This window comes from Pseudonocardia kunmingensis, from assembly GCF_006716445.1.
GTDB lineage: Bacteria > Actinomycetota > Actinomycetes > Mycobacteriales > Pseudonocardiaceae > Pseudonocardia > Pseudonocardia kunmingensis.
In genome coordinates this window covers 236,315-249,840 of sequence record NZ_VFPA01000002.1, presented here as the reverse complement: position 1 = coordinate 249,840, position 13,526 = coordinate 236,315, and the positions used below count along the sequence as shown (strand labels likewise).

The following is a 13,526-nucleotide window of genomic DNA, read 5'->3' as shown; positions in this document are numbered from 1 at the left end:
GTGCCCCCTGATCCGACGACCGTCCACCCGCTGCCGGCCCACGAGCGGGTCGTGTTCCTCGCGCCCCTCGTCACCTCCCCGACGATCTCCGTGGGCGCCTACACCTACTACGACGATCCCGACGGCGCGGCCGACTTCGAGCACCGCAACGTGCTGTACGCCTACGGCCCTGAGCGGCTCGTCATCGGCAGGTACTGCGCGATCGCGTCCGGAACCCGGTTCCTCATGGCCGGCGCCGACCATCCCACGATGGGTGTGTCCACCTTCCCGTTCACGATGTTCGGCGGCGACTGGACCGAGCGGACCCTCGACATCGTCACCGGCATGGAAAGCCGGGGCGACACCGTCGTCGGCAACGACGTGTGGTTCGGCTACCGCGCCACCGTCATGCCCGGCGTGCGGATCGGCGACGGGGCGATCGTCGCGGCCGGCGCGGTGGTCACCGCGGACGTGCCGCCGTACACGATCGTCGGCGGCAACCCGGCCCGGCCGATCCGGCGGCGCTTCGACGACGCCGACGTCGAGCGGCTGCTGCGCGCGGCGTGGTGGGACTGGCCGGTCGAGCTCGTGACCACCCACGTGCGCACGATCATGGCGGGCACCCCGGCCGAGATCGAGCGCATCGCCGCCGCCCACCGCGAAGGGAGCACCGCGTGACGTCGCGCGTCGCGATCGAGGAACACGTCGTCGCCGGCCCGGACGACGGGCCGTACGCCCTCACCACCGGCCCGGACGGCGCCCTGTGGTTCACCATGGTCCGCAGCGGCCGGGTCGGGCGGTGGGTGCCGGGGGAGGAGCACACGAGCCACGCGCTCGACCCGGCGTCCGGTCCCACGGTGATCGTCGCCGGCCCGGACGGCGCGCTGTGGTTCACCGAGTACCAGGCGCACCGGATCGGCCGGCTCACCGTCGACGGCGTCCTCACGGAGTTCCCGCTGCCCACCCCCGACTCCGGGCCCTACGGCATCGCCACCGGCCCGGACGGGGCCCTGTGGTTCACCCAGACCGCCGCGGACCGCATCGGCCGGATCGGCGTCGACGGCCGGGTGACCGAGTTCCCGCTGCCGACCACCGGCGCGTTCCCGTCCGCGATCACGGCCGGGCCCGACGGCGCGATGTGGTTCACCCTGAACCAGGCGAACGCGATCGGGCGGATCGGCACCGAGGGCGGGATCACCGTCCACCCGCTGCCGACCCCGGCCGCCGGGCCCGTCGGCATCGGCGCGGACCGGGACGCCGTCTGGTTCGTCGAGATCGCCGCCGGCCAGATCGGGCGGATCACCCCCGACGGGACGGTCGCGGAGTTCCCGCTGCCCGACCGCGCCGCCCGGCCGCACGCGATCACCGCCGCCGCCGACGGAACCTGCTGGTTCACCGAGTGGGGCCGCAACCGGGTCGGCGCGATCCACCCCGACGCCACCATCGAGGTGCACGACCTGCCCCCGCCGCACTCGGAACCGCACGGCATCACGCTCGGCCCCGACGGCGCCCTGTGGATCGCCCTGGAGACCGGCGCGCTCGCCCGGTGCACGACCGAAGGAGACCGATGATGACCGCCACGCCGGACGCAGCCACGCCTCGGACACCGACGATCCACGGGGGACCCATGACCGATCCGACCACGTTCGACGCGGGCGCCGAGTTCGACCGGCAGGTCGCGAACCTGATCGCGCTCGGCTATCCGGCGCTGGCCGGCGTCGACCCGGAGCAGTTCACCGCCCGGCTGGCGCCGCTGCGCGCCGCCGCCGCCGGGAGCGCCGCACCCGACCCCGAGGGCGGGCGCCTGCCCTCCTGCTGGTGGTGACCCGGGAGATGGCTCCGGTCGAGGAGACGATGCCGCGCACCACGCTCGCCGGGAGGAGCAAGCCCGGTTTCGTCGACCACTCCTTCGAGCCCGGCGCCCTCGAACGGTTCGTCGCCACCCCGGCAACCCGGCTGCCCGACCCGACCGCGTACCTGCTGCGCGACGTCGAGCGCGGCGAGGAGTTCTGCGGCGCCGTTCCCGACGACGCCATGGAGGTGATCGCACAGCGGGGGCGCACGCTCCTGACCATCGAGGAGGGGACCGCGATGATCACCCAGTACCCGCAGGTCCTGGTGAAGAACAAGTGCTTCTCCCTCGGCGGCTCGCGCTGCGGGGACCGCCGCGTCCCGGCGATCTGGATCAGCCGGAACGCCCCGAAGCTCGGCTGGTGCTGGGAGCGCAACCCGCACACGTGGCTGGGCATGGCCTCCGCGGGCGGCCGCAGCCCCGCGACCGGGGACACCGCCGGGTAACGCCCGTCAGGTGATCGACGCCCAGCCGACGGACGGCACTTTCGTCGGTACCTGGCCGACGAATGTGCCGTTCGTCGTTCACGATGGAGCGAACTGGGAGCAGGAGGGTGGGACGCGTGGAGCTGCGTCAGCTGCGGTACTTCTGCGCCGTGGCCGAGCAGGAGCACCTCACGCGGGCCGCGGACCTCCTCGGCATCCGTCCGACGTCGCTGAGCCAGCAGATCATCGCCCTGGAACGCACGCTCGGGACGGCGCTGTTCCGCCGGACCCCCGCCGGGATGATCCCGACGGCGGCGGGGCGGGCGCTGCTCCCGCAGGCGCGCCACGTGCTCGACGCGGCGGAGGAGGCGATGCGGGTGGCACGCGCCGCGGGCCGGACGCCGCTGCGGATCGGGGTGACACCCGGCGCCCCGCCCGCCGCCGGGCCGGCGCTGCGGGCCCACGCGGACGTCGACCTCCTCGACGTGCCCGTCGCGCGCCAGCTGGAGCTGCTGCACGCCGGCGGGTTGGACGCCGGCCTGGTCGTCCTGCCCGCCGACACCGCAGGGCTGTGCGCGGTGACGGTGAGCGACGTGCCGCTGGGCGTGCTCGTCGCCGACACGCACGCCCTGGCGGGCGCGGCGGCCCTCACGTGGGCCGACCTGGACGATCAGGACCTGCTGTGGTTCGACCGCGCGCTGGCGCCCGGGTACCACGACGCGATCCTCGCATCCTGCCGCGCGGCGGGATGGCGGCCGGGCACGCTGAGGGCGGGCCCGCCGCGGCGCGGGCTCTTCGTCGCCGAGCTGCGCCACGGCGGTGCCGTCGTGGCTCTGCGCCCGCGCTGGGACAGGCGCGACGGCGACGGGCTCGCCTGGGTGCCGCTGGCCGCGGACGGACCCCGGTTGCGGCACGCGCTCGTGTGGGATCCGTCGCACGACCGCGCCGGGCCGCTCGCCGCGCTCGCCGCGGACCTCGCGGCTGAGGCGGTGCCGCACGACGATGCGGAACCGCCTCGTGGACGGCGCTGACCCGCTCCGGTGGACTGGCGGTGCTCGACGGGGCGGACGCACGAGGAGGAACGAGTGGCGCTGACGCACTGGGCTTTCGTCTACACCGCGGCCGGCTGCCCGCCGCAGGGCCGGTTCACCACGGAGGACACCGGCGCCTGCCGGACCGTGCTGGTCGGCATCCCCGGTCCCGAACACGTCCTCGAGGTGGTCGGGCCGCTGGTGCGCGACGGGGTGCAGCTCATCGAGCTGTGCGGCGGGTTCGGCCCGGTCTGGGCGGGCAAGGTGATCGAGGCGATCGACGGCGCAGTGCCGGTGGGAGTGGTCGGCTACGGCCCCGAGGCCGTCGACCAGGTCCATGCGATCTTCGCGTGACCCTTCGACGCCGTTGAACGTAACCGGAGCGGGCCCACGCCGGTCGCGGATCAGCGGTGTTCGGCGACGACGTCGTAGAGGGCAGGGTTGGCGACAGCAACCGTCCGGGCGGATTCGACGGAGGCGACCACGGCGGGATGCCCCCCGGCGGCCTCGCACGCTTCGGCGCTGTCCCAGTGCGCGACGTTCACGAGTGGGAACCGTGCGTCCGGCGAGATCGCCCGGTGCAGCCGCACATCGCGGAATCCGGGCGCCTTCCGCATGAGCTGCGCGCGTTCGCGCCACTGTTCGATGAATTCATCGAGCTGGTCGGCAGGAATCTCGAAGACGTTGATGAAAGTAATACCATTGTCGGTCATGGGCGTTTCGTTCCTTCGTAGGTCGAGCCGTTTCCGTGGCTGCACCCCTGTGGGGCACTGCGGCTTCAGATTTCGTGAGCTGCCGGGGAGCGTCGCCACACGGTGCCCCGGCGCTGGTGTTCCAGGACTTCCTCGGCGAGCAGGGCGGCCTCGGTGCCGTACAGGCGTTCGACGAGCCACAGACCGAGGTCGATGCCGGAGGTGACGCCCCCGGAGGTGACCAGGTCACCGTCGTCGACGACACGGGCGTCGAGCACCGCCCCGCCCTGCGCCCTCAGGTCGTCCTTGGCGATGTGGTGGGTCGTGCAGGGTCGTCCGGTGGTGAGTCCGGCGGCGGACAGCAGCAGGGTCCCGGTGCAGACCGCGGCCAGGACGGGTCCGGGGCGCTGGACGTCGGCCAGCGCCTTCGGCAGCACGCCGCCGCGGATCTGCACATCCACGGCGGAGCCGGCGCCGTAGCCGCCGCCCGGTACCAGGATCAGGTCGGCCGCCCCCGGGGCCCACGGGGCGCGAACGACGATCTCCATTCCGGAGGACGCGGTCACGGTGCCCGGGCCGTCGACGCTGACGAAGGTGTACTCGACGTCGTCCATGACGCCCAGAGCGGCGAGCGGGCCGATGAAGTCCTGTTCCTCGACACCGTCGTAGAGCGCTGTGTGCACGCGGAGAGTCACGTCGAACCTTTCGGAGGGGTGCGGGGCCCGCCAAGCATGCCGAGGGAGCAGAGCACGCGGACAGTGGCGCGGACGCCCATGATGCGTAACATCCGGCCACGTGCACGTCGTCGCCGTACTCGCTCTCGACGGCGTCGTGGGCTTCGACCTGACGATCCCGTGCCAGGTCTTCGCGGTCACCCCCGGCTACGAGGTGCGGGTCTGCGCCGAGCGGGGCGCCACGGCGACCGCTGCCGGGCAGGAGTCCTTCAGGATCTCCTCGAGGTTCGGGCTGGACGACGCGCTGGGCGCCGACACCGTGATCGTGCCGGGTGTGGACCCGGACCGGCCGCCGCGTCCACGGGTGACGCGGTTGCTGCGCGACGTGGCGGCTCGGGGAGCGCGGGTGGCGTCGATCTGCACCGGGGCGTTCGTGCTCGCGGCGGCCGGGCTGCTGGACGGCCGCCGGGCGACGACGCACTGGTTGCTGGCGGGGCAGCTGGCGAAGTCCTGCCCGGACGCGCAGGTGGACCCGGCCGTCCTGTTCGTCGACGACGGGCGGGTCCTGACGTCGGCGGGCGTCGCCGCGGGACTCGACCTGTGCCTGCACATGGTGCGGCGCGACATGGGCGCGGCGGTGGCCACCGAGACGGCACGGATGATCGTGATGCCGCCGCAGCGCGCGGGCGGGCAGGCGCAGTTCATCGAGCACCGCCACCCCGTCGGCGGCGAGGACGGCCTCGGGCCGGCCCTGCGGTGGATGCAGGACAACCTCGGCACTCCGATGACCATCGACGACATCGCGGCCCGGGCCAACATGAGCACGCGCAGCCTGTCGCGGCACTTCCGCGCCGAGACGGGGACGACGCCGCTGCGCTGGCTCCTCGAGCAGCGCCTGCAACGCGCGCGGGAACTGCTGGAGACCACCGACCTGCCGGTGGAACGGGTCGCGCGGACGGCCGGCTTCGGATCGATCGAGACCCTCCGGCACCACTTCGCCCGCCACCTCGGCACCACCCCGCGGTCGTACCGGACGACCTTCCAGGCAGGACGGGAGACGCCCTCCGCAACCGACGCGGCCGGTCGGCTCTGATCACCGTCGCGATCGTCCTCGTCGAGCGCGTCGGCCGGTACGCGCGGCCTACAGGCTCAGCAGCAGGTCGCGGACCGCGACGGGCTGGGACAGGAACGGGTGGTGGCCTGCGTCGAGCTCGACGACACGGCCGGCCCTGCGCGCGAACTCGCGCTGCAACCTGGCAGGGGTGCCCGCGTCGGCGGCGCACACGAGGTACGTGGACGGCACCTCGTGCCAGGCGGCCGCCCCGACCGGCTGCCCGGTCACCTGCACCGACTGCCGGGCGAGGTGATCTGCTGCCGTCGTCCGGACGTCGGCGTCGCAGTCCTGCAGGAACGTGTCCACCAGTAGTTCGGGGCGGACCCCGAACGTCCCGGCGGCGAGGTCGACGTCGAGGAACGGGGCGGGGCCGTCGTCGCCGAAATCGGCGAGGCTCTGCCCGACCTCGGGCAGGTAGCTGGAGATCAGCAGCAGGTGGCGCACCGACCCGGCGCCCGCAACCGCCTCCGCCGTCACGATGCCGCCGTAGCTGTGAGCGACCACGACGGTCGGCTCGTCGCTGTCCTGCAGCACCTGCCGCACCGCGGCGACGTCCTCGCTCAGCCCCGGGCCACCGGCACCTGCCGGCACGCCGGCCTCTCCGCAGCTCGGCAACGCCGGGGCCACGCTCGACACGCCCCGCTCCTGCAGGAGCCCGGTCATGCGATGCCACCACCACGATCCGTCTCGCACGCATGCCCCGTGCACGAACACGACCCGCACAACCACCTCCGCGTCCGGCCGGGACTTCCCTTCGATCGACGGTAGACGTATCAGTTATTACGTGAAAACGTGACCCGGTGGGACGGCGACCCCAACCGGAGATCAAGGAGCGACTGCTCGACGCGTGCACCGACCACGCGCTCGAGCACGGCCTGCCCGACAGGCTCGAGCCGCTGGCCTCCGCCGCCGGCACCTCGGCCCGCATGCTGATCTATCACTTCGGCACCCGCGACGCCCTGCTGCGCGCCGTCCTCGGCCGCGCGCGGAAACGCCAGCTCGCCGCCTTCGGCGACCTGCTGCGCGTGCGACCCGACGAGCCCTACACCGCCACGCTGGCGAGCGCCTGGACCGCCATGACCGGCCCTGAAGGGCAGCCCTACCTGCGGATGTTCGGGCAGTTGCGGGAAAGCTCGGCGCAGCAGCTGTGGCCCGACTTCCGCCGCGTGGCGACCACCGACTGGCTCGGGCCACTCGAAGAAGGCCTACGCAGTATCGGCCGCCCGGAGCTCGCAACCCTCCTCCTCGCGGTCATCCGCGGTCTCCTCATGGACCTCGACGCCACTGCCGACCGCGCCCGCACGGACAGAGCGTTCTCCGACTTCCTCAGCACGCTCGATCACCCGGTCGTCGGCTGACCGACCTACCGTTCCCGAGCCGTCGAGCGCGATCTCGACGAGCACGGCCGGCGGCCTCACGACGGTCGTCGGCCGCGGGGGCCGCCGACCGGCGGACGGACCGGGAGCGCGCGCGGTGTCGTGCCGGGCGAGCGCGGCGGACATGCCTGGCAGGCACATCAGGGCCGCACCGCCACCGAGGCGCTCTCCCAGACGAACCCGTCCGGGTCGGTGCACGGCTCGCCACCACCGGCGATCGCGATCCGGTGCGATCCCGTGCCCTCGGGGGAGACACCGGCGTCCTTCGCCAGGGCCCGGCGGCGGTACAGGGCCAGCGTGACCGGGCCCGACCCGGACGCGAACTCGACGTACATGCGCCCGAAGCTCCTCGCCACGGCGAGGCCCCGCTCGAGGTAGAACCGCTTGCTGGCGGCGACGTCGGCGACTCCGAGCAGGAGCACCATGCCGCCGATCTGCCGGGTGGCCGGGCCGGTGTCCTTCTTCGCCGAGGTCGCGACCTTCCAGATCGTTCCGTCCGGGGCCTGGACGACGCCACCGCATCCCCACAGGGACCTCGCAACGGGCTTGAGCGTCGTCGCCCCGGCGTCGACGGCCGCGTCGACCAGCGCGCGGACGTCGGCCGGCTGGGACACCACGAGCGACAGGGTGAACCCGCGGAAGCCGCTGGTCGGCGCCTGCGAGGCCCGCAGGCACAGCTGGGTGTCCAGGCCGAAGGCCTCGGCGTAGAAGGTTCCGGCGGCCGCGGGGTCGGCCACCTCGAGGGTGACGGCGTCGATGGAGGTCATGGCAGGAACGCTAAGTGCGACCATCTGACCAGCGCTTCTCGATTCCTGACCGGTCGTGCCCACGGCCGGTCGCGGCGTCCGGCGGGACCCGCCGGCCGTCGGTCACCAGGACGTCGACCGCGTCGAGCGGGGCGAGCCGGACCGGTGCCGAGTAGCTGAACTTCGCGGCCGGTGCCGTGCTTCCGCGGGTGGACGTCGGCGACGACGTCCGGCGCACCGACGGCCTGCTCGACGCGCCGTGGACCCTGCACGTGATCGGGGACGCCTCCGGGACGCACGAGCTGCTCGGGTTCGACGGGACGACCGTGCGCGTCGCGGTTGACGGGGACTCGGCCCGCGCGGTGGGCTCGCAGCCGATCGCCGGAACGGTCGTGCGGCACGGCCGCTGAGCCCGACATGATCCGGCCTCGACCGTCGACCGTGGAGGCACCGGGTGGAACTGAGGCATCTCGCGGGGTTCGTGGCGGTGGCCGAGGAGTTGCACTTCGGCCGAGCCGCCGCGCGGCTGCACATCTCGCAGTCCCCCTTGAGCCAGCAGATCCGGCTACTGGAGCGCGATCTCGGGGTCGAGCTGTTCGAGCGGAGCACCCGCTCGGTGCAGCTCACCGCCGCCGGCCGGGCGTTCCTCGAACCCGCACGGGAGGTGCTGGCGTCGGCTTCGGTGGCCCGGAGGGCCGCGCGGGCCTCCGGGCGGGGTGAGGTCGGCCGCGTGTCGCTGGGTTTCGCCGGCGCGAGCAGCGCGGTGACCCTGCCGCTGCTCACCCGCGCGGTCGCCGCCGAGCTACCCGGTGTCGAGATGGCCCTGCACGGCCCGCACTACTCCGCCGAGACGGTGAGTCGGATCGCCGAGGGCGTCCTCGACCTGGGGTTCGCCACGGTGCCGAGCTCGAGGGGCCTGAACACGCGGCTGGTGCGCCGGGACCCGTTGATGCTCGCCGTGGCCGACGTGCACCCCCTCGCCGCGCGACGCTCGGTCGCGCTCGAGGAACTCTCCGTCGAGCGCTTCGTCGCCTTCCCCGCCGCTCGCGGCTCCGAGGTGCGGGAGCTGTCGGTGCGCGCGTGCCTGGAGGCCGGGTTCGGCCCCGCCATCGTCCAGGAGGCACCGGACTCGTTCAGCCTCCTCGCCATGGTGGGCGCCGGAACCGGGGTCGCCCTCGTCGTCGAGGCCGCGCGCTCCATCCGGCTCGACCACGTCGTGTTCGTGCCACTCGATGGCGAGGTCCCGGTCCTGCCGGTCTGCCTGGTGTGGCGCCGGGTCGACGAGTCCGCCGTGCTGCGCGCGGTGCTCGACCTGGCCGAGCGGGTACTCCCGACCCCCGATTGAGTCGCAATCCAGCTCACCGAGCGCCGCTATCGGTCTTGGACGGCACCTAATCCCCGATGTCAGGGTGGTCCGGCAGGCTCAGAGAGGAGCACGCCGTGACCGAGCACCACCCGAGCGCGCCGGCCCAGGCCGGCATCACCCGCGATGCCCGCCGCGCCGGGATCAGTGCCTTCGCCGGCACCACCCTCGAATGGTTCGACTTCTACATCTACGGGTCCGCCGCTGCTCTGGTCTTCGGCGAGGTGTTCTTCGCCGAGGCCCCCGCGCCGATCGGCACCCTGGCCGCGTTCGGCACCTTCTGGGTCGGCTTCCTCGCCCGCCCGATCGGCGGGCTGGTCTTCGGGCACTTCGGCGACCGGTACGGGCGCAAGTCCGCCCTGGTCGTCACCCTGGTGTTGATGGGCGGCGCCACCATCGCCATCGGCCTGCTCCCCGGCTACGCCCAGATCGGCGTGCTGGCCCCGATCCTGCTCGTCGTGCTGCGGATGGTGCAGGGCATCGCCGTCGGCGGCGAGTGGGGCGGTGCGGTCCTGATCGCCACCGAGTACGCCCCACCGGGCAAGAAGCTGCTCTACGGTGCGTTCGCCCAGCAGGGCTCCCCGGTCGGCAACCTGCTCGCGACACTGGCGTTCCTCGCCGTCGCCCAGCTCCCGGACGCCGCCTTCACCGGGTGGGGCTGGCGGATCCCGTTCCTGGCCTCGGCCGTGCTGATGGTCGTCGGCCTGTTCATCCGGCTGCGGCTGCGCGAGACCCCGGAGATGACCAGGGTCCTGGAGCAGAAGAAGGCCACGGGCCTGCCGGCGAAGGTCGTGCTCACCCGGTTCCCGGGGCTGGTGGCGCTGGGCGCCTGCGCCTGCATCGCGGGCGTCGCGCTGACCTACGTCAAGAGCACCTTCGCGCTGTCGTGGGCGACCGAGGGCGACGCGCCGCTGTTCGACCGCTCGACATTCCTCGCGATCGTCGCGATCGCACTCGCCGTGCAGGTCGTCGCACAGCCCCTGGGCGCGGTCCTGGGCAGCCGGATCGACCTCGAGCGGGCCGTGTTCTGGATGCTGCTCCCCGAGCTGGCGTTGCTGCCACTGCTGTTCGTGCTGGTCGACACCGGGTCGTTCTGGTGGGCCACCGTCGGCATGGCGCTGGCCACCATCCCGCACGCGATGTACTACGCGATCATGGCCGGCGTCCTGTCCTCGGCGTTCCCCACCGAGGTCCGCTACACCGGCATCTCGCTCTCCTACCAGCTCTGCGCCACGATCTTCTCCGGCACCGCGCCCTTCCTCTGCCAGCTCCTGCTCACCACCACCGGCAGCATCTGGTCCGTCGTCGGCCTCGGCCTGCTCTACGTCGTGGTCACCCTGGTCGCCGTCGTCCCGCTGCTGCGCCGGATCGCCGCCACCGAGCAGACCCCGTCCACCGACACGCTCGCACGGACGCGCTGACCACCCCCTGGAGGGACAGTGAACTTCGCCGACCTCGACCCCGCCCTGCGTCCGCTGCTGGACCGCTACCTCGATCCCGACGACCGCGCCCGCATCGAACCCCTGCTGACCGACCTCGGCGGACTCGCCGCGGGCGAGCTCGACCGGCTCGCCGCCACCGCAGAGATCAACGTCCCGGCCCTGCGGCCCTGGTCCGCGGCCGGGGAGCGCATCGACGAGGTCGTCTTCCACCCCGCCTACGAGCGCATGGTCGAGATCGGGTTCTGCCGCTTCGGGCTGGCAGCCCTGTCGCATCGGGGCCTGCCCGGCCGGCGCGGCGCCGCCCCGCACGTGGTGAAGTACGCGCTGTCGTACCTGTTCTCCCAGGCCGAGTACGGCCTCGGCTGCCCGATCAACATGACCGACTCCGCCGCCCGGGTGCTGCAGATGTTCGACGCCGAGGCCTTCCGCCCCGAGATCGAGGCCCTGACCTCCACCGATCCGGCCACGCATGCCACCGGCGCGATGTTCATGACCGAGGTCGACGGCGGTACCGACCTGGCCCGGACCGCCACCGTCGCCACCGACCACGGCGACCACTGGACGCTGTCCGGCCGCAAGTGGTTCTGCTCCAACGTCACCGCCGACGTCGTCCTCACCCTCGCCCAGGTCCCCGGCCAGGGCGAGGGCACCCGCGGGCTCGGCATGTTCCTGCTCCCCCGCCTGCGCCCGGACGGCAGCCGCAACAGCTACCGGATCGACCGGCTCAAGGACAAGCTCGGCACCCACTCGATGGCCAGCGGCGAGGTCACCCTCGTCGAGGCCTACGCCCGCCCGGTCGGCGACCTCACCCGCGGCGTCCAGCAGATGCTGGAGATGGTCAACCACTCCCGCGTCTCCAACGTCATGCGGTCCACCGCGCTGATGCGCCGCGCCGTGCACGAGGCGGTCACCCACGCCCGGCAGCGTGTCGTGTTCGGCAAGGCCCTGTTCGACCAGCCGCTCATGCGCCGCACCCTGCTCGGCCTGCAGCTCGACACCGAGGCAGCGCTCGGGATCGTCCTCGAGATCGGGGACCTGCTCGAGCGGGGCGACGCCGGCGACGAGCGGGCCCGCACCGCCGCGCGCGTCCTCACCCCCGTGGCCAAGCACTCCGTCTGCAAGCGGGCCCGCTGGGTCACCGCCGAGGCCATGGAGGTCCGCGGCGGCAACGGCTACATCGAGGACTGGATCAACCCCCGCCTCGTCCGCGACGCCCACCTCGGCTCGATCTGGGAAGGCGCCTCGAACGTCGTCGCGCTCGACGTGCTGCGCTGCATGCGCCGGCAGAACGCGCACCAGGTCCTGGCCGACACCTACCTCGGGCGGCTCGACCCGGCCGTCACGCCGCTGGCGCCCCGCCTCGCCGCGCACTGGCGGGCCCTGCGCGAGCGGGGCGACGCCCTGCTCACCCGCGACCGCGAGCAGCAGGAGTTCGCGGCGGGCGACTACACCGAGGCGCTCGCCCAGGCCGTGATGGCGGCCCTGCTCGTCGAGCAGGCCGCGTGGGAGGCCGAGGACGGCCGCGGCGAGCGCAAGCTGCTCGTCGCCGAGGCCTACCTGCAGCGCCTGTTCACCCCCGACGAGATCCCCACGGCCGCGCTCGACGCGCTCGCCACGATCACCGAGGGAGCCGCATGACCGCCGCTCGCGCTCCCCTCGCCGGGATCCGGGTCCTCGACCTGTCCAAGATCCTCGCCGGACCGTACGTCAGCCAGGCCCTGTCCGACATGGGGGCCGACGTGATCAAGATCGAGCACCCCGACGGCGGTGACCCCACACGGCGCTGGGGACCGCCGTTCCGGGGGCCCGACGCGACATACCACCTCGCCGTCAACCGCAACAAGCGGTCCCTCGCGCTCGACCTCGGCACCGAGACAGGTCAGGAGGTCGTGCACCGCCTGCTCGACCGCAGCGACGTCGTCCTCGACAACTTCCGGCCGGGCAGCTCGCTGGCCCGCACCTTCCACGGGCCCGACCTCGTGCAGCGCCACCCGCGGCTCGTCGCCCTGCACATCTCCGCCTACGGCGAGACCGGCCCGCTGCGCGACGAGCCCGGTTACGACATGGTCGTCCAGGCGGCTGCCGGACTGATGTCACTGACCGGCGATCCCGACGGTCCACCGGTCAAGGCCGGCTTCGCCTTCGGCGACCTCGGCGCGGCGATGTGGGGGCTCAGCGGCGTCCTCGCCGCCCTCGTCGAACGGGAACGCACGGGCCGCGGCGCGTACGTCGCCACCTCGCTCTACGAGTCGCAGCTCGCATTCCACGCGAGCTTCGCCACCGGCTACTTCGCCACGGGTGAGAACCCGCCCAGGCTGGGCTCCGGCCATCCCAGCCTGGTGCCCTACCAGGCCTACCCCACCGCCGACGGGTACCTCGTGGTGGCCATCGGCAACGACGCCCAGTGGCGGGGCCTCTGCACGGCACTGCACCGGCACGACCTCGCGGCCGATCCGCGCTACGCCACCAACGCCGACCGCGTCCCGCGACGCGCCGAGATCAACCACGCGCTCACGGCCGAGCTGCGGGGCCGCACGAACGCGCACTGGCTCGCCCTGCTGAAGGAACACGCCGTGCCGGTCGCACCGGTCCGGAGCCTCGCCGAGGTCTACGACTGCCCGCAGACCGCCGCCCTCGGGATGATCGAGGAGGTCGACCACCCCGACGTCGGCACGCTGGAGCAGATCGCGCTCCCGCTGACCTTCGACGGCGAGCGCCCCGCGCCGCGCAGCGCACCCCCCGCCCTCGACCAGCACCGGGCCGAGATCCTCGCCGAGCTCGGGGTCGGCGACCCGAACCAGCCACTGCGACGTCGATCCAGATCGTGATCAC

At 73.1% G+C, this 13,526-nt stretch carries 17 protein-coding genes and 1 pseudogene; 14 read left to right on the top strand and 4 right to left on the bottom strand.

Annotated elements, in window-relative coordinates; genetic code table 11:
- The 6 genes from FB558_RS16980 to FB558_RS16960 all read left to right on the top strand — a co-directional run bounded on the left by FB558_RS16980 (position 1) and on the right by FB558_RS16960 (position 3,641).
- Positions 1-657, top strand: coding sequence for a CatB-related O-acetyltransferase (locus FB558_RS16980; RefSeq protein ID WP_142054643.1), 657 nt, complete (start codon positions 1-3; stop codon positions 655-657).
- Positions 654-1,550 (top strand): Vgb family protein, encoded by an 897-nt coding sequence (locus tag FB558_RS16975; protein WP_142054641.1) that lies wholly within the window; start codon positions 654-656, stop codon positions 1,548-1,550. The genes FB558_RS16980 and FB558_RS16975 overlap by 4 nt, the downstream gene beginning before the upstream one ends.
- Before the next feature lie 56 nt (positions 1,551-1,606).
- Positions 1,607-1,804, top strand: coding sequence for a hypothetical protein (locus FB558_RS44525; protein ID WP_246106569.1), 198 nt, complete (start codon positions 1,607-1,609; stop codon positions 1,802-1,804).
- Positions 1,798-2,277, top strand: coding sequence for a DUF5701 family protein (locus FB558_RS16970; protein WP_246106568.1), 480 nt, complete (start codon positions 1,798-1,800; stop codon positions 2,275-2,277). Before FB558_RS44525 ends, FB558_RS16970 begins: the two co-directional genes overlap by 7 nt.
- A gap of 116 nt (positions 2,278-2,393) precedes the next feature.
- The gene (locus FB558_RS16965; RefSeq protein ID WP_246106567.1) at positions 2,394-3,287 is read left to right on the top strand and encodes a LysR family transcriptional regulator; all 894 of its coding nucleotides are present in this window, start codon (positions 2,394-2,396) and stop codon (positions 3,285-3,287) included.
- Between the two features lie 54 nt (positions 3,288-3,341).
- Positions 3,342-3,641, top strand: coding sequence for a DUF6506 family protein (locus tag FB558_RS16960; RefSeq protein ID WP_142054637.1), 300 nt, complete (start codon positions 3,342-3,344; stop codon positions 3,639-3,641).
- Between the two features lie 50 nt (positions 3,642-3,691).
- Here FB558_RS16960 and FB558_RS16955 read toward each other — a convergent pair whose 3' ends face one another.
- Both FB558_RS16955 and FB558_RS16950 read right to left on the bottom strand, forming a co-directional pair.
- A complete protein-coding gene (locus tag FB558_RS16955) occupies positions 3,692-4,000 on the bottom strand; it encodes an antibiotic biosynthesis monooxygenase family protein (RefSeq protein ID WP_142054635.1) in 309 nt (102 codons plus the stop codon).
- A gap of 65 nt (positions 4,001-4,065) precedes the next feature.
- Complete coding sequence (locus FB558_RS16950; protein ID WP_246106566.1) at positions 4,066-4,674, bottom strand: DJ-1/PfpI family protein; 609 nt, start codon at positions 4,672-4,674, stop codon at positions 4,066-4,068.
- Between the two features lie 100 nt (positions 4,675-4,774).
- On the opposite strand from FB558_RS16950, the gene FB558_RS16945 reads away from it, so the two are divergent.
- The gene (locus FB558_RS16945; RefSeq protein WP_142054633.1) at positions 4,775-5,746 is read left to right on the top strand and encodes a GlxA family transcriptional regulator; all 972 of its coding nucleotides are present in this window, start codon (positions 4,775-4,777) and stop codon (positions 5,744-5,746) included.
- Between the two features lie 48 nt (positions 5,747-5,794).
- Here the strand turns inward: FB558_RS16945 and FB558_RS16940 are convergent, their stop codons facing one another.
- A complete protein-coding gene (locus FB558_RS16940; protein WP_281288660.1) occupies positions 5,795-6,475 on the bottom strand; it encodes an alpha/beta fold hydrolase in 681 nt (226 codons plus the stop codon).
- A gap of 92 nt (positions 6,476-6,567) precedes the next feature.
- Between FB558_RS16940 and FB558_RS16935 the strand changes: the two genes are divergently transcribed.
- Positions 6,568-7,125, top strand: coding sequence for a TetR/AcrR family transcriptional regulator (locus tag FB558_RS16935; RefSeq protein WP_142054631.1), 558 nt, complete (start codon positions 6,568-6,570; stop codon positions 7,123-7,125).
- A gap of 158 nt (positions 7,126-7,283) precedes the next feature.
- On the opposite strand, the gene FB558_RS16930 is transcribed toward FB558_RS16935, so the two are convergent.
- Complete coding sequence (locus FB558_RS16930; protein ID WP_142054629.1) at positions 7,284-7,910, bottom strand: VOC family protein; 627 nt, start codon at positions 7,908-7,910, stop codon at positions 7,284-7,286.
- A gap of 188 nt (positions 7,911-8,098) precedes the next feature.
- Here FB558_RS16930 and FB558_RS16925 point away from each other — a divergent pair, with 188 nt between their 5' ends.
- From FB558_RS16925 to FB558_RS16905, 6 genes and pseudogenes are all read left to right on the top strand, one after another.
- Entirely contained in the window at positions 8,099-8,299 is a 201-nt protein-coding gene (locus FB558_RS16925) for a hypothetical protein (protein ID WP_142054627.1), read from the top strand.
- 44 nt (positions 8,300-8,343) lie between these two features.
- A complete protein-coding gene (locus FB558_RS16920) occupies positions 8,344-9,234 on the top strand; it encodes a LysR substrate-binding domain-containing protein (protein ID WP_142054625.1) in 891 nt (296 codons plus the stop codon).
- 95 nt (positions 9,235-9,329) lie between these two features.
- Positions 9,330-10,673 (top strand): MFS transporter, encoded by a 1,344-nt coding sequence (locus FB558_RS16915; protein ID WP_246106564.1) that lies wholly within the window; start codon positions 9,330-9,332, stop codon positions 10,671-10,673.
- Positions 10,674-10,688: 15 nt separating this feature from the next.
- Positions 10,689-11,111: pseudogene (locus FB558_RS45515) on the top strand (hypothetical protein); the annotation flags it as partial.
- On the top strand, positions 11,100-12,332 hold the full coding sequence (locus FB558_RS16910; RefSeq protein ID WP_425468055.1) for an acyl-CoA dehydrogenase family protein: 1,233 nt from the start codon (positions 11,100-11,102) through the stop codon (positions 12,330-12,332). The pseudogene FB558_RS45515 and the gene FB558_RS16910, both read left to right, overlap by 12 nt.
- Positions 12,329-13,522, top strand: a complete 1,194-nt coding sequence (locus FB558_RS16905; protein WP_142054619.1) for a CaiB/BaiF CoA transferase family protein — start codon at positions 12,329-12,331, stop codon at positions 13,520-13,522. Before FB558_RS16910 ends, FB558_RS16905 begins: the two co-directional genes overlap by 4 nt.
- The last annotated feature ends 4 nt before the right edge of the window (positions 13,523-13,526 follow it).

Coding starts and splice junctions, on each gene's coding strand:
- FB558_RS16955 (WP_142054635.1), bottom strand. CDS start 4,000: ATGACCGACAATGGTATTACTTTCATCAACGTCTTCGAGATTCCTGCC.
- FB558_RS16910 (WP_425468055.1), top strand. CDS start 11,100: ATGTTCGACGCCGAGGCCTTCCGCCCCGAGATCGAGGCCCTGACCTCC.
- FB558_RS16905 (WP_142054619.1), top strand. CDS start 12,329: ATGACCGCCGCTCGCGCTCCCCTCGCCGGGATCCGGGTCCTCGACCTG.
- FB558_RS16930 (WP_142054629.1), bottom strand. CDS start 7,910: ATGACCTCCATCGACGCCGTCACCCTCGAGGTGGCCGACCCCGCGGCC.
- FB558_RS44525 (WP_246106569.1), top strand. CDS start 1,607: ATGACCGATCCGACCACGTTCGACGCGGGCGCCGAGTTCGACCGGCAG.